Genomic DNA, 24,564 nt, shown 5'->3' on the forward strand with positions numbered 1-24,564 from the left:
GCGAGTAGAGATTTCGGAGGAATAAAATTGAATAAAGCAAGAGTTGAAGCATTTACGGATGCAGTTGTTGCTATCATTTTAACTATTATGATTTTGGAGTTTAAGACGCCGTCATCTTTGGCATTCTCAGCAATTTTTGAGAACGGGCCTTATTTGATCTCTTACGTTGTGGGATACGTTTTTGTGGGCGTAGCTTGGTACAATCATCACTATCTGTTTGCGGTTTCGAAGCGGATTACAAAGCGGGTATATTGGCTCAATAACTTTTGGTTATTTTCGATGTCCTTTATTCCAGTCGCTACTGCCTGGGTAGGGCAAGGCCTAAACGCATTTGGGCCGGAAGCTTTCTATGCCATCGTTTATTTCTTATGGACGCTGTCCTATCAGTTATTAACGTTGGCATTACTAAGTACGAGTCGCCAGGCTGGGGATACCAAGGCGGTTAAGGCTATTAGTGCCATGCCACTATACCGATTTTTAACCACTTGGTATTGGGTTTTAGGACTGGTTTTAGTTGACGTGATTGCGCTTGTGATGATGCCAAGCTTACAACTCCTCGTGGTTGCCGGCTTAGTTGTGTTTGTCGGTGCTCGCACCAATTCTGATAGCGATCAACTGTTTAACTAGAGGATAGGGAGTGACAGTTTGATAGACTACACACTTAAGATTCGCAACAAGGTAACGACGCGAGATATTGTTGTGAGCTATAGAGCCATGGCAGAAGAGGGCCAAAAGGAACTCACCCGTGGCGAGATGACTTTTAACTTAGAAACCGCGAACCTTGACTACTTGACTCATAGCCAGTTTATTTTAGGGATCGTGGAGACGGTGATTTTAAGGTTGAATCAACAATGCGTGTTAGACCGCATTGAAATTGATCAATCGGCGAACCGATTAAAACTTCAAATTCCAAATATTTCGGAACTCAGAAGTTATATTCAAACCCATCATTTATTAACTCATGTAGCCCAATCAGCGGTTGCTAATGGCCACTCTGCCATCACAGTTTCGATTTCAACACCATTTAAATTAGGATAAGATTGTTTTATGTCGGGCGGCAGGACTGCTCGACTTTTTTATTGTCTTAATAATCATGGCTAGCTCAGTCGAAAGAGAACGCTTACATTCAATTTTCAAAATATGTCAAAAAGATTGCAAATTTGAAATTCACTTTTCATTTATAAGTTTAAACGGTAAAATATTAATCATGTCAAGAAAACACGATACTTATGTATGTGCAAAGCATTGAGCGGGTAACTCTTTAATCAGCCATTCACTGAAGCATTGACAACTGTCAAACACATAGCGCCATTATTTATATATTATATAGAATAGGATTGAACTTGATGCATCAGCTATTATCTGAATTTATGGGCACCGCTTTGATGATTCTCTTTGGGGTTGGCGTTCACGCCGACACAGTTCTGAACGATACCAAGTACCACGGTTCTGGTCACTTATTTGCGATCACAACATGGGCATTTGGGATTTCGGTTTCACTCTTTATGTTTGGTAACGTCTGCATTAATCCTGCCATGGCATTAACGCAAGTGATTCTTGGCAACATGACTTGGGGGACTTTCTTCCCAGTTGTGATTGCTGAGATGCTTGGTGGTATTATTGGTGCACTGATTGTTTACGTGATGTATGCTGATTCATTTAAGCATTCATACGGCAAAATTGATGGTGACACGATTCGTAACATTTTCTCAACTGCCCCTGCAGTTCGCAACTTACCGCGTAACTTCTTCGTCGAATTTTTCGATACCTTTTTGTTTATTTCGGCCATTTTAGCCGTTTCTGAAATTAAAACACCCGGGATCGTCCCAATTGGTGTTGGGCTTATTGTTTGGGCCATCGGTATGGGACTTGGCGGACCAACTGGTTTCGCCATGAACCAGGCCCGGGACTTGGGCCCACGGATCGCGCATGCGATTTTACCAATCAAAGGTAAGGCTAGCAACGATTGGCAATATGGGCTGATCGTACCAGGTATCGCACCATTCGTTGGCGCAATCGCCGCTGCCATCTTTGGCAAACTTTATTTAGGACTTTAATGAATTTGAAGCACATATGGTTTCGAGTTGACAGTTGAAAATGATTTTTGATGACATAACGGTTCAGGCTGATGCTTGGGCCGTTTTTTTGATGGTTCGATAGAAAGTTCTGAGATACACCCCAGTCTGATACAGTGAACGGTTGAAGAGGTGTAAACTATTGTTAAATTGAAATTATTGGAGGGGTTCACGTGAAAGCAGCAGTCTTTGAACAATTTGGTGCGCCAGAGGTTATCAGTATCCAGGAAGTACCTGAACCAAATTTAGGGCAAAATGATGTCCTAGTTGAAACAATTGGGGTATCAGTCAATCACGTTGATACATTTGTCCGCAGCGGGTCGTTTAAGACCAGCTTAGCCACACCACACATTATTGGCCGCGACCTTGTGGGCCGTGTGTTAACTGTGGGGCCGGCTGTGACAACGTTTAAGCCTGGTGATTTAGTTTGGAGTAATTCAATGGGTTACGATGGCCGTTCCGGCGTGACTGCCCAAAGAGTCGCAGTACCAGTTGAACGGTTATATCACTCTCCAAGTGGGGTGGATCCGCTCCATTTAGTTGCCGCCGTGCACTCTGCTGCAACTGCAGCAATCGTTTTGAAAAACGTTATGCACGCCTCAGCCGGACAGCGAATTTTGATTGCAGGCGCTGCTGGCCACGTTGGCACCAAACTGGTCCGTTTAGCCAGCATAATGGGACTCAACGTCATAACGACGGCTAATCCGGCTGACTTTGATCGGTTGGATCAGCTGGGCAGTTCGGTCTGCCTTGATTATCATCAACCATTGGCGGCGGCCACTATTCACCCAGTTGACCACGTTATCGATACTTCTGGTCAGTTAGACCTGCAAATCAGTCTTGATTTACTTGGTCAGAATGGGGAAGTCACGTTAATCACGGCACCAGCTCAACCGGAAGTGTTTGGTGGCCGGGCGTTTTACACGTCGCAAAAACAGATCAATGGTTTCGTCATCAGCCACGCAAGTTTAGAGCAATTAACGCGAGCAGCTCAGTGGCTCAACGTGCTTTTTGAAGCCGGTTTGTTGTTTGACGATGCGCTCAAAATCATGCCATTTGAACAAGCCCAACAGGCTCATCAAGAATTAGAAGCGGGTGTTGATCACCAAAAACGAATTGTTCTAAAGTTTAGCTAATTTTAGCGGTGAAAACACACACAAAGATGAGTTAAAATCGGAAAATCATTTATCAACAGATTAGTGAAAAGTCCATCTTTTTAACGATTTTGGCTTTTCTAACTCATGACTTTCGGGGTATACTACTTAGTATAAAGCAATTTGTAGGCATTCTAATTTATGATTAATGACTGTGAAGCATGAAAATTCAATAATTTGTTCATTAATATACAAATGTGGTCATAATATATTCCAAAAATATGTTAAACTGTCATTAATCAAGTTTATAGATATCCGGGAGGAATTATTCATGAAGAAAAATTGGGTAAAACGATTGCTAGGGGGCGTCATTTTGGGCGCTGCAATGCTGTTAAGTGTAACCGCTTTAAGTGGCGTGAAGGCTGAGGCTGATGAATCGGTGCCAGTCACAGTCTCATTTGAAACCGCAGACGGTGGTCCAGTCCCAATGATTGGCAACTTTGTGTCCACAAGTGGAGAAGCAGTTATAAGTGGAACGACTGCTAATATCAGTCTGCCACTCATGCCGAATGTTTCGAAATTGTTGGGATCAGCTACTATTAATAATCAAAGTGCTTTTACTACTGGGAGTGATTCATTGAACTGGAGTATGAGTACTTCGGAAACAAGGGTTCCCGCTTCGTTTGTTGTAACAGCGGTACACATGAGCCCAAGTTGTTATTTTGTAGTTAATTGGGGATCTTTTAACGCAGGGTCTAATAGTTCTTCAAACTCGTCTTCAAGCTCGGCAGTAGATTCCGGTTCGACGAGCTCAATATCAAATTCTAGTTCATCTCAAACGAGTACTTCGTCAAGTAGTGTTATATCCAATAGCAATAGCTCAAATAATTCGGGGTCAAGCACAACTCCTGGAAAAGGTTCAAGCACTACAAGTAACGGAAGTAGTGCTGCATCAGGTAATAACAATACCAATAATAGTAATTCCGGTTCACAAATCACCAACAATGACAAAATCACCAATCTAACCTATGAAGTTCTCCAAGCAGACAAAAAATCAAAGTCAGCTGCTGATCAGTACTATACCCACACCGCTAAAGTCGAAAAACAAAGCGACGGTACGTATAAAATCACCATGGAAGTCAAGTATGCCAAGGACTCTGGTATGACCGCCAAAGGATTCGTACCACTGACTGCAAACGGCACTAAAGTGAGTGATATTTCATATGGTACAGATGGCAACTACTATACGGCTTCATTCAGCTTTAACGTGCCAAGCTTGTCAGTTTTGAACAACTTAGTGAAGGGAACCATCCACGTCACTGTGCCAACCATGAGTATCAGCTCAGACTTTGACATTTACTACAAGTTCACCGGTGCAACCACTGATAATACAGCTAGCTCAAATGCTGACAGTACCTCTGGTGATAATGGCGCCGACTCAGGCTATACCGAAACGTCACCAATTGGGGTCTCAGCAACGAATAATAACACTAAGAAGAAGGCAGCTACTTCGAACGGCAAATTACCACAAACTAACGATCAACAGCAGGTCTTACTAGGCGTTGCAGGTTTGTTGAGTTTGGTGATGGTAACCGCAACTGTAATTTATAGAAGAAAGATGGCCAAATAATGAAAGCTCTTAAATATCTGAGTGTGCTTTTGGCAACGGTCGGAATCGGTGTTGTGTTAAGTGCTGGTACGACGGCATCAGCTAAAGCGCTTAATTACCGGGCCTTAACCTATGGCACAAATAAAACCTCGATGGCAAGCGGGTACTTTGTTCACCCAGCCAGCGTCAAGGTTAAAAGTCACAAATATGTGGTCACAATGCGCATTAAAACCGCTAAAAAATTATCATCATTTCCGGTTCGTGTTTTAAGCGTGAATGGTGGTAAACCACAGCACGTGCGGAAGGTCAAAGACAGAGCTGGTAACTCCAATCTTTATTATTCATTCACGACTAAAAATTTGAAACATAAAATTAATGCAAAATTGGCGATCAATGTGCCCAAGGTCTATAAAGCAACCCATAACATCACGTTTAAGTTTAGTACCAACGGGCTACCAAGTTTAAAAGGTAAAGCCGCAATGACTAGTGCGGCGACCAAGGCAACAACTAGTCATTCAACACAGACCAACGCAACCTCTGCGTCCTCAAAGCCGGATAACGGCAGTGTTAAAAAAATCGACAATGGCGCTAAGACAACCAATAGTTCATCCACAGCTAGTGTTCAGTCAACCAAAACAAGTGACAGTCAGTCATCAAGTCAACCTGTCTCATCATCATCCAGTCAAGTTAGCTCGGCGGCCGCTTCTCACGTGAACGCTGCCTCGACTGACACCCGTGATCAGAGTCAGACTCAATCACGACTACCATTTTTAATTGCTGGCGTTGTGGTCATTGTTTTGATTGTGCTTGGCGGCAGCTTAGTTGTGATGCGTAAGAAACGATAGGAGGTGCACTTTGAAGTCACCACGAAAAAAAGCATTGATAGTGATCGTCATCATCTTAGTGGTTGGCATCATTGGCGGCCTTTTTGCACAACATCAACTTGCTAAGCAGAAGCGCCAGTCTCGAATTGTAGCAACCACCTATGCAGTTGTTCAGATTGCCGATAAGTTAAAATTACCGTTGGTGGGCGTGCCTACCACGGCGAACAAAATGCCAGCACGCTATAAAAACGTGACGCGAGTCGGTAGTCCGATGAATCCGAGTGCCGAAAAAATCGCTTCCGTCCATCCAACTGCAGTTTATAGCGTGACGACGCTCAAAGATCAATTTGGAAAGTCCTTTAAACAACAGCACATCAAACCTTATTTCTTAAATTTGGACAGCGTTGCCCAATTGCAGTCCACTGTTACTCAGATGGGGAACAAGTATGATCGGCAGACTGAGGCTAAGCAGGCGAATGACACGATCAATCAAGCCATCAAGCGGGCCAAAAATCGCGCAAAGGGTCAGACTAAGCCGCGTGTGCTTGTCCTAATGGGCTTGCCTGGTGCCGGCTACATGGTATGCACTAATCAATCCTACGTGGGTGATTTAGTTCGGTTGGCAGGGGGGCAAAATGTCTTCACTTCTAAAAACCAGGCGTACATGCAACCTAACGACGAAGCGATTCGAAATGCGAAACCACAAGTGATCTTACGATTGGAGCATGCGATGCCCGAAATGGTGACGTCACAGTTCAATAGCACTTTCAAATCACAATCGTTTTGGGCTGATACACCAGCGGTAAAGGCCAAGCGCGTGTATGATTTGCAAGAACCAAATTTTGATGCAACTGCCAATATGCGGGCCGCAACGGCACTCAAACAGGTCTCTAAGTGGTTGTACCCAGGGAGTTAACGTGATGACCAAAGAATCGATTGCATACAGTTTAGTCTGTGTATTCATTTTAATCACGACTATCATCAGTTTGATGGTTGGGACGACGTTTATATCTGTTCAGCAATTATGGCAGGTGTTTAGCGCTCAGCGTCCAGACTTATTAGCGACGGTCTTAGACTTTCGCCTACCACGAATCGTGGCAGCCTTGATTGCGGGTGGCATGCTTGCATCTGCTGGGGCATTAAGTCAGGCCGTTTTTCGAAATCGATTGGCTGACCCCACCATTTTAGGGGTAACCAGCGCCGGTGAATTAATGATGCTACTTGGTGGCATGATTCTACCGGCTTTTGGTCTGCAAAAATTTATGCTAGCCCTGATTGGCGGTGTGATTGCGTTTGCGTTACTTGCAAATCGTCAAACGATGCAGCATCCGTATCAATTAATTATCGTTGGTGTCGCATTGAACCTGACTTTCACTGGGCTACAACAATTATTTACGAAAGGCATTAACGTCGGTAATAACATTGGGTTTAATGGACTCACGTGGTCAACCGTGTGGGTGCTGTTAATCAGTGGCTGTATTGGATTAGTGGCAGTGTTACTCTTAGCGCCGTGGGCTAACGACCTGAAACTCCCAGATGATCAACTGGCGACTGTGGGTGTACCGGTGCTGGCGATGCGATTAGGGCTATTAGCTCTGGTCATTTACCTCTCTGCGGACGTCACGTCGGCAGTTGGAACGTTACCGTTTATTGGCATCATTGTCCCGAATATTGCCCGGCGAATTGTTGGGTATGATTACCAAACGCTGTTACCATTTTCAATGCTCAGTGGCGGCTGGCTCTTGTTAGTCATTGATACGATCGGGCGAACCGTAATCTTGCCAAGCGAAATTTCTGCGGCAGTCTTGCTGGCAGTGATTGGCGGCCCATTCTTAGTTTATTTAGTTCAAAGGGAGGGGTTCCATGGAATTACGTCACGTTGATTACAGTTATGGCGCATCGCAACGGCAGATTACTGATTTTACAGCGACAGTTCCTGAGAGCCAGATATTAACCATCATTGGACCAAATGGCGCTGGTAAATCGACGTTACTCAAACTGTTGATGGGGACTTTGCCACCCGAGCATGGGCAAGTTCTAGTTGACAATCAGCCAGTAGCTCAATTATCTAAACGCCAACGCGCAACTAAAATCGCGCTTGTCAGTCAACAGCATCAAGTATATGACGAAATGACGGTGGGCGAGGTGGTTAAAACTGGTAGATTACCCTTTCACTCATTACTGGCAACGATTCCCGATGAGGAGATTCGACCGTTTTTAACCCAGGTGCACCTTGAAGAACTGATTCATCGACCATTACAATCGCTATCTGGTGGTCAACAGCAACGCGTTTGGCTGGCTGCGGCGTTAGCGCAAGAGCCGCAGTATCTCTTCTTAGATGAACCAACGACTTACCTTGATATCCGCTATCAACAAGACCTCATGAGTTTGATTAAGGAATTGAATCGCACGCAAAAGATTACCATTGTGTTGATTCTTCACGATATTAACCAGGCCTTTAAGATCAGTGATTGGATTTGGCTGATTAAGCAGGGGCGATTGGTAGCAGCTGATGAGCCGGTCAAGTTGTTGGACGCGCAATTACTCAGCACAACGTTTGGTTTGAAAGTCGAGATTGTAACCGTCCCTGATTACGGACCGTACATTGTGCAATTAAGTGATTAACATGAATCGTGTGACGGCGGGCCTGTCACACGATTTTTATTTGTCGAGCATTTCAAAAGTTACCACTGATACTCATGAACCGGTTTCATTACTGTTTAATACGTGAAAATCACAATATTATTTCAGATTTAAAGTAGAATAGTATGAAAGAATATCTGAAAATGACTAGATTTTTGCTGCGAATTAGTGTTAAATAGGTTTTCTTACAAGTTCGGATGAGAAACGGAGCCTATTCAATGCAACTTACGATGAAAATGAAAATATTGAGCCTTCTTTTTAGTAGTCTATTGTGTACGATGACGTTGATACTAACTGCAGTGAAGTTCGCTGGTATTTCTGCCTGTCTGACTTTAACTAATTGTTTAATATTCATGTTTTACCGCTTTTTTAGAGCACGAATAGTGACGCCAGTTTTCAAGCCACGGACACTAGCTGTCATCGAGCGGTTGATGACTTTGTCTGGTTATGTCAGTCTCGCAGTTCCCGCCCTACATCTAGCGTTAACTGCGAAATCAGTTAACTTTGAAATACTGTCGGTTCTTTTTCTACTGTTGGTAGGGTTCACGCTTTACATTCACCTTTCAATTGTGACTGAGCGTGAACTGGATGATCTGGATCGTTAAGTGGTGTTATTGTTTCATTGTTCGTTTTTGAAGCTTTATTATGTATTAAATAATATTAATTATTGGTACAAAATTAGAAATTGCCAACTGGTAGCACGAATGATTGTACATCATTCGTGTTTTTAGTATACTCAATGTACGATAAAAGTTGAAACTACTTTTATGCACAACGATTATGATTAAGAGGGGTTAAGGATCTTGAAGGCAATTAAGGTTGGTTCAGCGTACCAAGTCGCTACTTTAGCAATTTTAATGGCGATGCAGCTATTATTAGGGAGTTTTTTATCGATTCAATTTTTAACGGCTAAGATTACGTTTTCATTTATTGTCACAGCCTTTATGGCTCGTTTATACCCACCTAAGGTCACAGCGGGAGTAACCGCACTCTCGTATTTGATTGGAATGCTACTGTTTCCAAAATTCGCGTTTTTCTTTGGCTTTGTGATTACCGCTGCCTTAACGGGTTATACTTTTGGGATTTGTTTTTACCAAAAAACCATTACTTGGCGACGAATCGCAATCGCTGCCTTCGTGATTAACTTTGGCTGGAACTTATTTCTTAACAGCACGTGGCTTCATATGATGTATGGCATAGCCTGGTCGGGATTATTTGACACTCGAGTGCCGCAGGAAATTGTGTATTTTGGCATCTACGTCGTTTTAATCAAGATATGTTTCACTGCGATTCCCATTGAACGACTACAACGTTCTCGGCTTGATTAACGCAGAAATATCGTTTTGACCGTATTGACACCGAAAAGCTCATTTAGCGATTGCTAGGTGAGCTTTTTAAGGTAATCGGAACCTGTAATGCTACTTGTGATTTCTTATCAGCATTCTGAATCATTGTCTCAATCATCAATCCATCATCACGAACCAGGTTAGGGCGGTGTCGTTGAAGTTTACCGAGAAACGTTGCGATGAGCTCATCAAGCAATTGCCGGGGGTTATTGCCGCGGGCTGACATATTTAAGTAGTCGCCTGCAGGAATCGATTGCCATTCGGCTTCTTCGATGTGAACGATTGGCGGAATCTGAGTGCCGACGTAATAGCACAGAACGTTGTTTTGAATTCTGCTGACTGCGTATAGCCGGTGGTCAATACTATGAGCCAAGAGCTCTTGCAATTTACCGCCATGGGCGAGGCCAGCAATCAAGCCTTGTTTGCCTGCCGAAATCTCATGAGCGTTAGAGTCGGGAATTGGTAGTTTGGTCACGTAGGTGGCTAAGGTCATTGCAGGTAACTTATGAACGGCGAACCCCTCGATAGTTGTCATCTTGCGCCCCTTTCTGATAAACTCATAGTATCAATAAAAAGTTGACAACTGTTTGTCATGTTTTACGAAGAAGGGACCCTTATGAGATTAAGCCGACTTTTGAATATGGTGATGTGGTTATTACGTGAAGAACGCGTGTCGGCTAAGGAGATGGCCACCGAGTTTGAGGTGACTACTAGAACGATCTACCGAGATGTTGACGCCCTGAACATGGCAGGCATTCCGATTTATGCGACCCGGGGCCGCAACGGTGGCATTGGCATCTTGCCGAACTATAAAGTGGATAAAAAATTACTAACTGAAGCAGATATTGGTAATTTGCTGGTTGCGTTAGGCGGTGTGCAATCGTTGATCGATACACCTGCGATACGTGAAACCGTCCAAAAAATGCGCGCAATGTATCAGCCTGAGGACCACGGTAACTTGTATATTCAGCATGCGGACTGGACGGGCTCAGAAGAGTTAAAACAACTAGCCGTGCAGTTCAATCTGGCCATTGAAAAGCACCAGTTGGTTCAATTTAGTTACAGTGATCGTGAAGGTAACGTGACCATGCGTCAGCTAGAGCCGTATCGGCTGACCTATAAAAGTGAACGCTGGTACATTCAGGGTTATAGCTTAGAGCGGCAGGCATTTCGAACCTTTCGACTTTCCAGAATCAGAACGATCGAATTTTTACCGGTGACCTTTCAGCCCAGAGAAATACCAATCGGTCAATTTGATAACATCGGCTATGAGTTACCGAAGTTCGTCCCAGTGACCATTCTGGCTGACAATATTGTGCGTGATGTGATAGTTGAACGATTTAGCAGCCGGGTGATCAGCGATGAAAGCAAGACTCATTTTCGAGCCCATTTACAGCTACCACAGACTGATTCAGGCTACCGCTTTATTTTATCTTTGGGTGTGCACGTCAAAATTTGTGATGCGCCACAGTTTGTGACAGGGTTAAGGATCTATTTAGGGCGAGTTTTAGGTCAATATCCGACGACGGATCCACAATTTAAGCTTTTTAATCCTTTTGATTGACTTTATCAACCAGTTCGGTCATACTATGGCGTCTCTAAATTTCAAGTATTGGGGGAAGTACACATGTTAGCAATTGCGATTGGGCTAGTCATTGGCATTGGGTTGCCGATGCAAACCAGTATTAATTCGAAGCTACGTGCTGCTTTGGGGTCGCCATTTTGGGCCTCGTTGGTTTCATTCGGGATTGGCACGCTTTTTCTGGCCGTCATGACAATGATTGATCACCGATTACCTTGGGTGTCGATGAATTTGGTGGCACACCAACCGTTTTGGCTGTGGTTGGGCGGTTTATTTGGTGTAATTTACTTAACTGGTAACATCGTGTTATTTCCGAAATTAGGGAGTGTTCAAACCGTCATTATGCCGGTTTTGGGGCAGATTTTGGCTGGCTTACTCATTGATAATTTTGGGTTGTTTTATTCACCTACCAGTCCGCTCACAGTTTTGCGTGGTCTGGGTGCATTACTCGTGCTACTTGGCGTGATTGTGACGGTTGCTGGTGATGCTTGGTTGACACGTCGGGCTGATCAAGCAAGTTTTGAAGAAAGTCCAACAATTGCAACACCGCGTCAAGGCAATCTAATGATGTGGCGGTTGTTCGGGGTCTTAGCAGGGATGCTGAGTGCTACCCAAACAGCTGTCAACGGTCATCTAGGCAATGTATTGGGGTCTAAAATTCAAGCGGCTTACATCTCGTTTTTGGTCGGCACCCTGACGTTGATCGTTATTGTGTTGATTTTACGACCGCCGTTTCAAACCAATCAGTTTAAGACTGAGCGCCATCCATGGTGGATCTGGATTGGTGGCGTTTTAGGCGCGCTCTTTGTATTGGGCAATGTCTACCTGGTGCCAATTGTCGGAACCGGTTTGGCAGTTATCATCGTCCTAGTCGGGTTGATGATTGGTAGTCTCTTGATTGATCAATTTGGCTGGCTGGGCTCTGAGCAACATCCAGTCTCGTTCATCCAAATTGTTGGGCTGTTAGTCATGATTGCTGGCGTGACTGTCATTCGGGTGCTTTGATCCGTACTGAGAATAGCACAATTAAAGGCGCAGACTTCCGATGGAAATCTGCGCCTTTTAGATTTTAAATTGATTTTGCTATTCTTGTGCATCGTGTCGCCGACGAACGGCACTGTGACGATAGCCATAGCTGAAGTAGAAGATGAGGCCGATGATTAACCAAATGAAAAAGGCAATCCAGGTAAAGGCTTTGAGCTCTAACATCAAAACAACACATAGTACGAATGAAACGATTGGTAATACTGGGTAAAATGGTACTCGGAAGGCCGAATCTAATTGGTTGAATTCGGGGTTACGACGTAAGAAAACGATGCCGATTGAAACCATTGCGAAAGCAAACAACGTTCCAATATTAACTAGTTCGGTAATTTTATCAATTGGGATCACACAAGCAAAAAAGCTACCGAGAATCCCAAATAGCCAAGTATTAGTCACCGGTACGTGGGTTTTAGGGTTTAAATGACTAAAGACGTTAGGCAATAAACCGTCACGGCTAATGGCAAACACGAGTCGCGTACCACCGTAAAGAAAGACGATCAACACCGTTGTCATCCCAATGACGGCACCAAGTGACACGATCCCTGATACCCAGTCTTGGTGAATGAAGTGTAATGCGTAGGCAACTGGATCAGCTACGTTGAGCTTGGTGTATTTTACGATTCCGACTAAGACTAGGGAGAGGGCGATGTACAGCGCCGTTGCGAGCAAGAGTGAACCGATGATGCCAACCGGAACGTTCTTTTGCGGATTTTTGACTTCCTCAGCTGCGGTAGAAACGGCATCAAAGCCAATGTAGGCGTAAAAGGCAACCGCTGCTCCGGAAACAATCCCCTTAGCACCGAATGGTAAGAAGGGGTTAAAGTTGGCTGGTCGGACGTAAAACACGCCGACAACGATGAACAAAATAATCACCATAATTTTAAGAATGACCATAATCGCATTAATTCGAGCTGACTCACGAACACCACCAATTAGTAAGAATGAAACAATCATAATGATGATAAATGCGGGCAAATCAAAAATGGCGTGAGGCATACCAGCGGTTCCATAGGCCGCTTTCAGGGCTTCTGGCAAGTAGATGTGGAAGCCAGCCAAAATATTTTGAAAATAGGACGACCAACTGGCCGCCACGGCCGATACAGAAAATAAATATTCAGACACAAGCGCCCAACCAAGGATCCAAGCAATAAATTCGCCGAAAACGGCGTATATGTATGTGTAAGCACTCCCAGCTAGTGGGATAGTTGACGAAAACTCTGAGTAACACAGGGCGGCTAGTGAACACACAACGGCTGCAAGGACGAAGGCTAGAAAAGCACCAGGTCCTGTATACTTAGCCGCAATAATACCTGGTGTGATAAAGATCCCAGCACCGACGATTGCGCCAACCCCCATTGTAATTAGGCTGAAAGCTGTTAAAGACTTTTCCAAACCAGTCTTCTTAAAAATGTCAGTTTTGATATCTTTACGAAGAAAGAGCGTGGATGATTTCTTGGAATGATTCATAACCAAGCTCCTTTCAAATAAATTAATTGATTTAACATTTAATTCTAATGATTTTGATGGAAAGTGTCAATGGCGCGGATAGATTGCAGTTGAAAGTAAAAATTTACGTTATTTGCTTGTGTTCGTCTGGAAACTGTTATAGAATGCTACAAGTGAGATTACCACGGTAATCCCGTTCAATCATAAGAGAAGAGTAGTTAACCAATTAGTGATCAGCGAGTCTGGGATGATGGAAGCCAGATGACTAACTTAACGAAGCGCACTCTTTAGAACGTACAAGTTAATAGTTGAGTGGATAATTTATATCAACAAGAGTGGTACCGCGGGTAGTCTCGTCTCTTACAATATCGATTGTAGGGGAGAGACTTTTTTTATACCCCAGTGCAATCGAATTAGACTGAAATTAATAAAAAAAGAGGAGTGTGTGCAATGGATTACAAAAAAATGGTTGCTGAAACGTTAGCCCCAGCATTGACAGATGTGTTATCAGCTGAAGAGATTTACCAAAAGATCGAACGGCCTAAGGATACTGCGAAGGGTGATTATGCCTTTCCAGCCTTCACTTTGGCCAAAATTTTCAAAAAAGCACCGCAACAAATCGCTGCTGATTTAGCAGAAAAGATTGATGCTTCAAAATTTGATAAGGTGGAAGTTGCTGGACCATACCTGAACTTCTTCTTGGACAAAGCAGCTTTTAGTGCCGAAATTTTGGGCAACGTTTTAACCCAAGGCGCTGACTACGGTCAAAACCAGAACGGTAATGGCGGTAACGTGCCAATCGATATGTCATCACCTAACATCGCTAAACCAATTTCAATGGGTCATTTGCGTTCAACTGTGATTGGGAACTCGATTGCCGAAATCTTGAAGAAGAACGGGTACAAGCCTATCAAGGATAATCACCTTGGTGACTGGGGAACTCAATTCGGTAAATTGATTACGGCTTACTTGAAGTGGGGCAATGAAGAAGACGTCAAGAAGGATCCAATTAGTTATTTGGTTCAATATTACGTCAAGTTCCATAAGGAAGACGTTGAGCATCCTGAATTGGACGACGAAGCGCGTGAATGGTTTAAGAAGCTTGAAGATGGTGATCAACAAGCTCACGAACTCTGGTCATGGTTCCGTGACGAATCATTGAAGGCTTTCAATGCCATTTATGATAAATTAGGCGTCAAGTTTGATACCTATAATGGTGAAGCATTCTATAACGATAAGATGCAAGCCGTTATTGATGAATTAAAAGATAAGGGACTCTTGAAAGAATCCCAAGGTGCGCAAGTGGTCAACTTGGATAAGTATGACTTGAACCCTGCCTTAATTTTGAAGAGTGACGGTGCGTCGTTATATATCACCCGTGATATTGCAACTGCAGTTTACCGTGAAAACACTTATCACCCAGCTATGAACTTATACGTGGTTGGTTCTGAACAAATGTACTACTTCAAGCAATTAAAGGCAGTGTTGACCGAAATGGGTCTGCCATCTGCTAAAGATTTACACCACATTCCATTTGGTTTGATCACTGTTAACGGTAAGAAGTTGTCAACGCGTTCTGGTCGGATCATCTTGCTAGACGAAGTGCTGGATGATGCGATCGAGATGGCTCAAAAACAAATCGCGGCTAAGAACCCAGACTTGGCCAACAAAGACCAAGTTGCTAAACAGGTTGGTGTCGGTGCCATTATCTTCGGTGACTTGAAGAACGAACGGATGAACAGTATTGACTTCAACTTGGAAGAACAATTGAAGTTCGAAGGCGAAACCGGCCCTTACGTTCAATACGCTCACGCTCGTGCTGAAAGTATTTTGCGGAAAGCTAGCGACGTTGAAGTACCAACTGCTGACGCTAAAATTTCAGATCCGGAAGCTTGGGATACCATCAAGGCCTTAGCCGATTTCCCAGATACTGTGGTTGAAGCTTTGAAGGAATTCGAACCATCAGATATTGCTAAATATTCAATTCGGTTGGCTAAGAGTTTCAACAAGTATTACGCACACTCAAAGATTTTGGCTGATGATGCTGAAAAGCCAGCTCGGATCGCGTTGGTCAAGAGTGTTTCAACCGTCTTAAAGGAATCACTTCGTCTCTTAGGTGTCGAAGCACCAGACGAAATGTAAACCAGTATTTTCTCATAAAATGCAGACTCACATGATTGTGAATCTGCATTTTTTTGAATTTTAGGCTAGTTTTTACCCAAATAATACCGGGATTAGGTCAAATCATAAATAAATATTCAATTAAAAGTAGCCATAATCATCTCAGTTTGTTATAATAATCTCAGTGTTATTACAGTTGAAGGGGGCTGCATTAGGATGAAAAAAAGTATTCGACAATCACGGATTGAACAATTGATCAATCAGTATCCGATTGGTACGCAAGAAGACCTAATGCGTCATCTAAAAGATATTGGGATTAAGGCGACGCAAGCAACAATCTCACGCGACATTCGCGAGATGCAGGTAGTCAAAGCCCAAGATGGCCATGGACACTTGCGTTATACAATCTTTAAACCTGGTAATAAGTCAGAAGAAGAACACCTTCGCGAAACCATCAATGAGGTGGTTATTGGCTTAACGCGAATTGAATTTATGAACGTGATCAGAACTTTACCAAGCAATGGCAACCTGTTAGCTGCAATTTTGGATGATTTAAAGTTACCAGAAGTCGTCGGGACCTTAGCGGGTCACGACACGATTTTGGTCATCAGTCCAAATGCAGAGGTTGCGCAACAGTTGAACGATGAAATTGCGGAGAATATGAATCCGGATATTGTTCACTAGAGTGTGATAAAAAGCGGTTAATTCCCAGAGTGTAAGCAAACAATCCGTGTGACCTGTTTTGGGTCATGCGGATTGTTTGCTTACACGGCCGGGAATTGCTTTTTAGCACACGTTTCAGGTATATGACCGCGTTATTCCACCGAAACATCTGCTTTTGATGTTTTGGTGGGGTCTCGTTATATGGCCGGGTGCTGCCAGAGTTGTTGCACGTTTCAGCGCTGAAACAACGGTGTGTCAAGCTTGGGTCATACGGATTATTTGCTTACACGGCCGGAAATTGTTTTTCAGCACACGTTACAGAAATATCATGAGTAGTTATTTAAGCTCCGTTAAAGTTTGAAAGCAATCGCAACTGATTTTATAGAATATGCTAAAATGAAAGATGCAAATCTTTTACTTGTTGAGGAATTAGAATGAATAATAAACGGGGAAATCAATCAAATCAGAGATTTCGTGCGATGGTATCGCCGTATTATCAGCGCTTTAAAAAACGATTGGGTCGAGTATGGCATCGTTATCAGCTAACACGCTGGTTCATTGTACTCATCCTCGGCTTGATTTTTGTACTCAGTGCTGTGATGACCTTTGAAGCCAAGACGGCCAATGTTGGTAATTTAAAGGCCCAACTCGAAAAAACAACTTATATTTACGATAAAAATAACAGCAAGGCGGGCTCGCTGTACGCTCAAAAGGGAACTTACGTGCCACTCAGTAAAATATCGCCGAATGTTCAAAAAGCGGTGATTTCGACCGAAGACCGTAACTTTTACCACGAACATGGCTTTTCAGTGTCCGGGATTGGTCGCGCTGTGTTCTTGCTGATCAAAAATAAACTGCTAAATCGCGATTATATTAGTGGTGGCGGGAGTACACTAACTCAGCAACTGGTCAAAAACGCCTATTTAACACAGGAACAGACGTTCACGCGGAAGGCAAAAGAATTGTTTTATTCTATTGAAGTTGAAAACGTCTATTCCAAGTCAGATATTTTATCCATGTATTTAAATAACGCCTACTTTGGTAATGGGGTCTGGGGTGTCCAAGATGCTGCGGAGAAGTACTTCGGGACCAGCGCAGCGAATCTAACGGTGCCACAAGCAGCTGTGATTGCCGGAATGCTGACATCGCCAAGTGGTTATAATCCCATCGACCACCCAGAAGCAGCTAAGCAGCGTCGAAACGTCGTGCTTGGATTAATGGCGGAAACCGGGGCAATTACAAAATCACAGGCGGCGGCCTATCAAAATACGGCTGTGGTAACCAGTGATACCTATCAGTACAAGGATTCATATCGTTATCCGTATTACTTTGACGCGGTCATCAATGAGGCCATCTCGAAGTACGGGTTAACCGAGTCTGAGATCATGAATCACGGTTATAAAATTTATACTTATTTGGATCAAAATTATCAATCAAAACTACAAAGTAACTTTAAAAATAGCTACTTGTTCCCTTCAAACGCGGCTGACGGCACCAAAGTACAGGCCGCCTCAGTAGCGGTGAACCCCAATAATGGTGGTGTGATGGCCGTTGTTGGTGGCCGGGGCAAACACGTCTTTAGAGGGTATAACCGAGCGACCCAAATTAAGCGGCAGCCAGGATCGACAATTAAACCACTTGCAGTGTACACGCCAGCGATTGAGAGTGGCTACTTCTACGATTCAGAACTGCAGGATAAAAAAACATCGTATGGCACCAATCATTACACACCTAAGAATTACAACAATGTTTATTCTGGGAAAATGCCGATGTACCAGGCATTAGCTAATAGTGTGAATGCACCGGCAGTTTGGTTGCTGAATAAGATTGGTGTGAATAAGGGTTATGAATCCGTCAAAAAGTTTGGTTTACCAGTCACAAAATCGGACAAAAACCTGGCGCTAGCGCTTGGTGGCCTAAAAGAAGGTGTTTCGCCACAAGAGTTAGCTGAAGCCTATTCGGCCTTTGCTAACGACGGCACTCGAACGGACACTCACTATATTCGCAAAATCGTTGACGCCTCTGGTAACGTCATCGTGAGTTCACCAGACGTTTCGTCGCATCAAGTCATGTCAGCAAAGGTTGCAAAAGAGATGACAAGTATGATGCTGGGCGTCTTTAATAGTGGGACTGGTGCTACCGCCAAACCATACGGCTACTCCGTGGCTGGTAAAACTGGTAGTACGGAAGCTGATGCGACTGGTGATGGCGACGCAACCCGTGATAAGTGGATCGTTGGTTACACCCCAGACGTGGTGTTAGCCACCTGGGAAGGCTTTGATAATACTAATTCTAGTCACCATCTGGAAAATCTTAGTGGAACCGGTGTTGGTCCGTTGTTCAAAACTGAGATGGAAGAAATCTTACCGTACACCAAACAAACGAGTTTTAACACCAAAGACGCCGCTACATTGGCAAAAGCATCACAATCAAATAGCAGTTTCTGGGACAACGTTCAAAACGGGGCCTCAAGTGTGGGTGACCAAATTGAACAAGGTGCTTCCAACGCGGCTGATACGGTGAAAAAATGGTGGTCAGATACGTTTGGCAACTAGGCTTTCAAACGGTTTCATGATACAATATGTAGGTACTTAAGACAGGAGGACGCTGTAATGGCAGACATTTTAAAAACCGCTGGAGACCTGCGCGACCAATTAGCAGCTTCAGATGAATTTACAACGCTTCAATCAGCTTACAACACGATGAAGGCTGACCAAGAAGCCTATGATTTATTTAAGGACTTCCAAGCATTACAATTGAACTTGCAACAAAAACAGATGCAAGGACAACAATTAAGTGAAGATGAGATGAAGCACGCGCAAGAGCTCGCCCAAAAAGTCGGTGAAAAGGCCGTTATTAAAGCCTTAATGGACCAAGAAAAGGCCGTCAACGAGTTGCTGGCTAAACTTAACAACGAGATTACCAAGCCAATTCAAGATCTATACCGTAACTAAAGTTCGGATGTATTCATTGGTGAAGATCATTCACTGATAACGTCTCACCAAACAGTCTAATTATAGATGGTTTGGTGAGACGTTTTTATTATCGTGAAACAATTGATGTATTAGGGAGTGACAGAATTGAAATTTATTCATGCGGCTGATTTACATCTCGATAGTCCTTTTTTGGGTATGCAACAATTACCGGCCGCGTTATGGCAACGACTCCATGATGCACCGTTTCAAGCCGTTAAACGGTTAGTGGCGACCGCAATTGAACAGCAAGTTGATTTTGTAGTGCTGGTTGGCGATTTATTCGACCGCGAAACCCAAAGTATCCGGGCGCAGGTTTTCTTGGCCGAACAACTTCAGTTATTGATTGATCATCATATCAGCGTGTTTGTCAGTTACGGCAATCACGATCATTTGACTGAGAATCATGTGCTGACATTACCGACTGAGGTTGCAGTGTTTTCTGCTGATGTTGAAACCAAGCACTTCACGACACAAACTGGTGAACGGGTTGCCATTAGTGGGTTTAGTTATCCGCAACGTTGGTTAGAGACAAATATGGTTACACACTTTCCCGAACGTGGTACGGTTGACTATCAGATTGGCCTCCTTCACGGTGCCATCAAACAAGGTGATGAGAACCACTACGCGCCGTTTACCGTTTCGGAACTACAAGCGACCCATTATGATTACTGGGCGCTGGGGCATATCCACAAACCGCAATTGCTAGCGAGTCAACCCGAGATTGTATACGCCGGTACGATTCAAGGTCGCAATAAGCTTGAAGATGGTCCACACGGTTTTGAACTGGTGTCATCATCAACTGGTCAATTACACGCCGAATTTATCCGTGCTGATCAATTTGAATGGCTTACGTTAAATATTCAGGTTAACGCTGACACAACGGATGAGAGCTTGATGTCGCAAGTTGAAAATGCAATTATCGATGCGAAACAATCAGTTTTTGGCCTCATTGAACTTCAAATTTCAGGCATTGAGACACTGTCGCCAGCGTTAGTGTCTCGTTTGACGGATGGTACTTGGTTAGCTCGATTTGATCAGCAACAAAGACGACGCTATGACGAGCAAGGTGCCTGGGTTTATTCAATCTCGGTCGCTGCACCGAAGCAAACGGTCACCTATGCCCAATTGGATGCGAAATATTGGGCGCAAGCTGGTGATGCGGTCTTTACGCCAGATAACTTACAACAAACGGCTGGCCGATTGATGCAGTATGACTTTTTAGCAACCCACATTAAACAGGATGAAACGCTTAAAGCAATCACCGAAGCAGCCAAAACCGAGTTGTTTAACCAAGCTCGACTTGAGGAGGAACAAGATGCAGATCACCAAGCTTAACATCTATGGTTTCGGCAAATTTCATGATACAACGATTTCAATATCAAACCGTTTTCAACTGTTGTATGGTGAAAATGAAGCCGGCAAGTCGACGCTGGTGGCGTTCATCACAAGCGTGCTGTTTGGGTTTGAGACTGGCAAGCATCGTTACGCCATGTATTTACCAAAACAGGGGTCAACGTATGGTGGTGAGCTTTTTTTCACGCATCATGGTGAACACTATTGGTTAAAGCGAGTAAGTGGTACTCACGGCGGTGAAGTGACGTTTCGAAATCTGACCTTAGATCAAGATTTGACTAAGCAGGATTTGAACACGATGTTACGGCCGCTGAACAAAAGCTTATTTCAACAGATTTACTGTTTTGACGAACGTGCACTTCAAGCCATCTTCACACTCAACCGGTTTGACCTCACCCAACGCATTCAGCGTATCGGGGCAATTGGGAGTGATAGCTGGATTGGGCTCACTAAACAATTAACGCAAGATGCCCAACAGCTTTACAAACCGCGAGGACGGGTTCAACCCTTGGTGACGAAGTTAAAACAGTATGACGAGTTGACCCAAAAACTTGAGTCAGCGAAGACGCAGTATTCAAAATACCTGACAATCGAGCAGACAGTTCAGGACACACAGCGCACGCAGAATGGAGTTACAGCGCAATTAAAAACGCGTAAAGCGCAAGTGAACCAGTATCAACGACTGCTATCAGGGTTTGAAGACTACCAGCAAGTATTAGCATTAGAACAACATGGTGCTGAATCTGAATCAACACAGCACATCTCAACCGATGATTGGCAACAGGTAACGCAACGCTATACGAAGGTTGTGCAGTTGCAACAAGAACTCGATGAACTGTCTGGACATATGACTGAAAACGTTGCTATGACGGCCTCACAGCGCTTTTATGAGAGTCATCAACAACAATTTGATCAACTGGCCAATCAATTACCCGAACAACTGGCTAATGCCCATGACTTGCACTCACAAGAAGCACAACGAACTGCTTTTCGGCGCAGACTGCAGGGCTTTGAAACGCAATATGGCTTATCTTTGGCTCATCTTCAACTATTGTCGGCTGAAGCTGTGACCGCTTTAACCGATCTACTGCAGACCAAACAGCGTACTTCAATTGAACAAGAAACTACCACTAAGCAATGGCAGAAACATCAACAGGACTTTAATCGATTGAGCGACCAGTCAACAACGACAGCGACCAGTGGTGTTGATTTTAAGTGGTTAGGCGCAGGGATTGTGGTGGTTTTGATCGCGTTATTTGCGTTGAGCGGGCTCTTTAGAACACTTGGCGGCGTGGCTGGGCTGTTAATTGCGGGATACGGTATTTTTAAACCAACCTTGAATGGCACACAACGATCGGAAGCGGATTCACAGCTCGCCTTACTCTCTAGTCAACTTGATGCAGATCGGCGTCAATTGCACGCGTTAGATGACCAACTCATTAATTTGGATGCGCAACTGAATCAGTTTGGACAACTACACCAATTAACGTCGGTTGAACCAGACCAGTGGTTACCGATTCAAACCGCCTTGAGGGAATATCAGCAAGTGCAAATGCGTTTGAATGAAACGCAACAGCAAATTGATCACCTATCTCGGTCGAGTCGCGCTTTTCTAAGTCAATGGCAGTTTGCTGGTGAAGTCATCGGTTTAGGCGGTGACGTTGATCATCAATTAAGCCAAATTAATCAGTTTTTGTCTGAACGGCATGACGAATCGCGACGCCTTCAACGTGATAAGCAAACCGAAGCAGCGGCCAAATTACATCGTCAATCAATTAATCAGCAACTTCAACACGGTCGCCAATCATTTGCCCAGGCGCTGTCAACCTTTGGTGTAAGTGACATTGAAAGTTTTAACCAACGTTATCAAGCGGATCGAACCCTGGCTGAAAAAACGGCTCGAGCACAGGCGCTTGCAAAGCAGTTAACTGAAGAGGACCGCCAAGTCTTGCAACGTTTTTCTACACAGCGGGACTTAAACGTGGCACTCCAATCAATAATTAAGCAACAAAATAGCTTAGAGGGACAACACGAGGCCAATGTCCAACAACTTAGTGAGCAACGACTGGCGTTAACGCAATTAGCAAATAGCCACCAATATCAAGATTTGCTTCAAAAACAAGCTGACCTACAAAGCGATATTACCCAACTAACTGACCAGTGGTTAACTAAACAATTGTTAATTAAGTGGATCGATGAAACGTTATTGAATGCCTCAAAGGGCAGACAACCCGCTATCGTTACGGTAGCCGAGTCAGTTTTTCAGAGTGTGACTGATGGTGGGTATACGCAAATCGTATTTACTGATCAAACGGTCCAGGTTGTCGCCAAATCTGGCGTGACCTACGATGTTGGTGAACTATCTAGTGGTACGGCGGAACAATTATACGTGGCATTGAGATTGGCCTTTACTAAGGTCATGGCCGATACAGTTGATATGCCAATTATTATCGACGATGCCTTCGTTAATTTTGACCGTGGTCGTACGCAACACGCACTCTCGACGCTACAAGATTTGACTGATTCACATCAAATCCTATATTTCACAGCTAATCAAGATAATTTACAATTTGTTGACGATGCTCAGATTTTGGATTTAAACCAATTAACCTCTAATTCGGTGATGCAAAACTAGCCACCGACGTTAAAAAACAGTAAGATATAGATGAAAACTTAAAGGGGGGTAACTCATGGCAGAAGATCAATTGATGACCTACGCGGTAGGTGAACAGATGAATTTAATGGCATTACTCAAAAACGTTACCGTTCGGGTTGCTAAGAACGGCAAACAGTACCTTGATCTGACTTTTGAGGATCGCTCCGGCGAAATCACAGGTAAGTTCTGGGATGCAAGTGAAGCGGATGTTGAACGTTATCAGGCCGGCCGGGTGGTTCGACTCACTGGCAAGCGTGAAACTTATCAAGGCTCACCACAGGTTAAAATTGTTAGCTTGCGATTGGCCAATGCGGATGAACCCCACGAACCCGGTGATTTTATGATTCATGCACCGATGAAAACGGCGGAGATGGAAGAAGAGCTTAATCAAGTGATCTTTGAAATCACAAATCAAGTTTGGAATCGGATCGTCCGCTCACTGATTGCGAAACATCGCGATGAATTCTTCTCGTTTCCTGCCGCCAAGCGTAACCACCACGCCTTTGAAGGTGGACTGGCTTACCACACGCTGTCGATCCTAAAATTGGCTCACAGCGTCACGAGTCAGTATCCGAATCTGAATGCACCATTGCTGTACGCCGGCGCGATTTTACATGATTTAGGCAAGGTGACTGAACTTTCTGGGCCAGTCTCAACGCAGTATACTGCCCAAGGTAATCTGATCGGTCATATTAGTTTAGTCGATGGTGAAATTGTGGCAGCCTGTCAAGAGCTCAAGTTGGACGTCAACAGTGAGGATGTCGTGTTGTTGAGGCACATGGTGTTAGCTCATCATGGCTTGCTTGAATACGGGTCTCCCGTAAGGCCACGTTTGCTGGAAGCTGAAGTGTTACATCAGCTAGATGAACTCGACGCGTCAATCATGATGATGACCAACGCCTTAGATAAAACCACACCCGGCAACTTTGGTGAACGATTGTTCGCAATGGATGGCCGCTCATTCTACCGGCCGTCAGAAGGGCTGACCGGTAAGGTGGATCCGGAAAAATAAATGAATTATTTTGTTCCAATGAATTTATTTAATAAATTAGAGTGAAAATGCCGATTGTTGGTGTTTTCACTTTTTTTGTAAAATTCAGTTCGAAAACTCACGCAAACAAACGGTATTTTTT

22 protein-coding genes are annotated in these 24,564 nt (G+C 44.0%); 20 read left to right on the forward strand and 2 right to left on the reverse strand.

What is annotated here, in order from left to right:
- Positions 1-27: 27 nt before the first annotated feature.
- The 11 genes from FD04_RS05925 to FD04_RS05975 all read left to right on the forward strand — a co-directional run bounded on the left by FD04_RS05925 (position 28) and on the right by FD04_RS05975 (position 9,573).
- Complete coding sequence (locus FD04_RS05925; protein ID WP_054699888.1) at positions 28-627, forward strand: TMEM175 family protein; 600 nt, start codon at positions 28-30, stop codon at positions 625-627.
- 18 nt (positions 628-645) lie between these two features.
- Positions 646-1,038, forward strand: coding sequence for a hypothetical protein (locus FD04_RS05930; RefSeq protein ID WP_056947680.1), 393 nt, complete (start codon positions 646-648; stop codon positions 1,036-1,038).
- A 305-nt stretch (positions 1,039-1,343) separates the two neighbouring features.
- Positions 1,344-2,057 (forward strand): D/L-lactic acid transporter LarD, encoded by a 714-nt coding sequence (gene larD, locus FD04_RS05935; protein ID WP_056947683.1) that lies wholly within the window; start codon positions 1,344-1,346, stop codon positions 2,055-2,057.
- A 191-nt stretch (positions 2,058-2,248) separates the two neighbouring features.
- The gene (locus FD04_RS05940) at positions 2,249-3,211 is read left to right on the forward strand and encodes an alcohol dehydrogenase catalytic domain-containing protein (RefSeq protein ID WP_056947685.1); all 963 of its coding nucleotides are present in this window, start codon (positions 2,249-2,251) and stop codon (positions 3,209-3,211) included.
- A 289-nt stretch (positions 3,212-3,500) separates the two neighbouring features.
- Positions 3,501-4,799 (forward strand): LPXTG cell wall anchor domain-containing protein, encoded by a 1,299-nt coding sequence (locus FD04_RS05945; RefSeq protein WP_056947687.1) that lies wholly within the window; start codon positions 3,501-3,503, stop codon positions 4,797-4,799.
- Positions 4,799-5,623 carry an NEAT domain-containing protein gene (locus FD04_RS05950; protein WP_056947688.1) on the forward strand — a complete coding sequence of 275 codons (825 nt, stop codon included), beginning with the start codon at positions 4,799-4,801 and terminating at the stop codon, positions 5,621-5,623. The genes FD04_RS05945 and FD04_RS05950 overlap by 1 nt, the downstream gene beginning before the upstream one ends.
- 10 nt (positions 5,624-5,633) lie before the next feature.
- Positions 5,634-6,518, forward strand: coding sequence for a heme ABC transporter substrate-binding protein IsdE (isdE, locus tag FD04_RS05955; RefSeq protein ID WP_056947690.1), 885 nt, complete (start codon positions 5,634-5,636; stop codon positions 6,516-6,518).
- 4 nt (positions 6,519-6,522) lie between these two features.
- Complete coding sequence (locus tag FD04_RS05960; protein WP_054699898.1) at positions 6,523-7,485, forward strand: FecCD family ABC transporter permease; 963 nt, start codon at positions 6,523-6,525, stop codon at positions 7,483-7,485.
- A complete protein-coding gene (locus tag FD04_RS05965) occupies positions 7,466-8,227 on the forward strand; it encodes an ABC transporter ATP-binding protein (protein WP_054699900.1) in 762 nt (253 codons plus the stop codon). The genes FD04_RS05960 and FD04_RS05965 overlap by 20 nt, the downstream gene beginning before the upstream one ends.
- A gap of 401 nt (positions 8,228-8,628) precedes the next feature.
- On the forward strand, positions 8,629-8,850 hold the full coding sequence (locus tag FD04_RS12455) for a hypothetical protein (RefSeq protein WP_054699901.1): 222 nt from the start codon (positions 8,629-8,631) through the stop codon (positions 8,848-8,850).
- Positions 8,851-9,048: 198 nt separating this feature from the next.
- Positions 9,049-9,573 (forward strand): folate family ECF transporter S component, encoded by a 525-nt coding sequence (locus FD04_RS05975; RefSeq protein WP_235805661.1) that lies wholly within the window; start codon positions 9,049-9,051, stop codon positions 9,571-9,573.
- A gap of 43 nt (positions 9,574-9,616) precedes the next feature.
- Here FD04_RS05975 and FD04_RS05980 read toward each other — a convergent pair whose 3' ends face one another.
- Positions 9,617-10,126: an effector binding domain-containing protein gene (locus FD04_RS05980; protein WP_056947694.1), complete on the reverse strand. Its 510-nt coding sequence runs from the start codon at positions 10,124-10,126 to the stop codon at positions 9,617-9,619.
- An 81-nt stretch (positions 10,127-10,207) separates the two neighbouring features.
- On the opposite strand from FD04_RS05980, the gene FD04_RS05985 reads away from it, so the two are divergent.
- Both FD04_RS05985 and FD04_RS05990 read left to right on the forward strand, forming a co-directional pair.
- Positions 10,208-11,155, forward strand: a complete 948-nt coding sequence (locus FD04_RS05985; RefSeq protein WP_056947696.1) for a helix-turn-helix transcriptional regulator — start codon at positions 10,208-10,210, stop codon at positions 11,153-11,155.
- A 63-nt stretch (positions 11,156-11,218) separates the two neighbouring features.
- Positions 11,219-12,178, forward strand: coding sequence for a DMT family transporter (locus FD04_RS05990; RefSeq protein ID WP_054699907.1), 960 nt, complete (start codon positions 11,219-11,221; stop codon positions 12,176-12,178).
- 78 nt (positions 12,179-12,256) lie between these two features.
- Here the strand turns inward: FD04_RS05990 and FD04_RS05995 are convergent, their stop codons facing one another.
- On the reverse strand, positions 12,257-13,684 hold the full coding sequence (locus tag FD04_RS05995; protein WP_056947699.1) for an APC family permease: 1,428 nt from the start codon (positions 13,682-13,684) through the stop codon (positions 12,257-12,259).
- A 429-nt stretch (positions 13,685-14,113) separates the two neighbouring features.
- Between FD04_RS05995 and argS the strand changes: the two genes are divergently transcribed.
- From argS to FD04_RS06030, 7 genes are all read left to right on the forward strand, one after another.
- Positions 14,114-15,805, forward strand: a complete 1,692-nt coding sequence (gene argS / locus FD04_RS06000; protein WP_056947701.1) for an arginine--tRNA ligase — start codon at positions 14,114-14,116, stop codon at positions 15,803-15,805.
- 195 nt (positions 15,806-16,000) lie between these two features.
- The gene (argR, locus tag FD04_RS06005; RefSeq protein WP_056947702.1) at positions 16,001-16,468 is read left to right on the forward strand and encodes an arginine repressor; all 468 of its coding nucleotides are present in this window, start codon (positions 16,001-16,003) and stop codon (positions 16,466-16,468) included.
- Positions 16,469-16,881: 413 nt separating this feature from the next.
- Positions 16,882-19,002: a PBP1A family penicillin-binding protein gene (locus FD04_RS06010; RefSeq protein ID WP_056947704.1), complete on the forward strand. Its 2,121-nt coding sequence runs from the start codon at positions 16,882-16,884 to the stop codon at positions 19,000-19,002.
- A gap of 57 nt (positions 19,003-19,059) precedes the next feature.
- Entirely contained in the window at positions 19,060-19,401 is a 342-nt protein-coding gene (locus FD04_RS06015) for a YlbF family regulator (RefSeq protein WP_054699911.1), read from the forward strand.
- A 126-nt stretch (positions 19,402-19,527) separates the two neighbouring features.
- Positions 19,528-20,757 (forward strand): metallophosphoesterase family protein, encoded by a 1,230-nt coding sequence (locus FD04_RS06020; protein WP_056947706.1) that lies wholly within the window; start codon positions 19,528-19,530, stop codon positions 20,755-20,757.
- Positions 20,738-23,410, forward strand: a complete 2,673-nt coding sequence (locus tag FD04_RS06025; protein WP_056947708.1) for an ATP-binding protein — start codon at positions 20,738-20,740, stop codon at positions 23,408-23,410. Before FD04_RS06020 ends, FD04_RS06025 begins: the two co-directional genes overlap by 20 nt.
- A 55-nt stretch (positions 23,411-23,465) precedes the next feature.
- Positions 23,466-24,443: a 3'-5' exoribonuclease YhaM family protein gene (locus tag FD04_RS06030; protein ID WP_054699923.1), complete on the forward strand. Its 978-nt coding sequence runs from the start codon at positions 23,466-23,468 to the stop codon at positions 24,441-24,443.
- Positions 24,444-24,564: the final 121 nt, after the last annotated feature.

The sequence above is a fragment of the Secundilactobacillus odoratitofui DSM 19909 = JCM 15043 genome (assembly GCF_001434895.1).
GTDB lineage: Bacteria > Bacillota > Bacilli > Lactobacillales > Lactobacillaceae > Secundilactobacillus > Secundilactobacillus odoratitofui.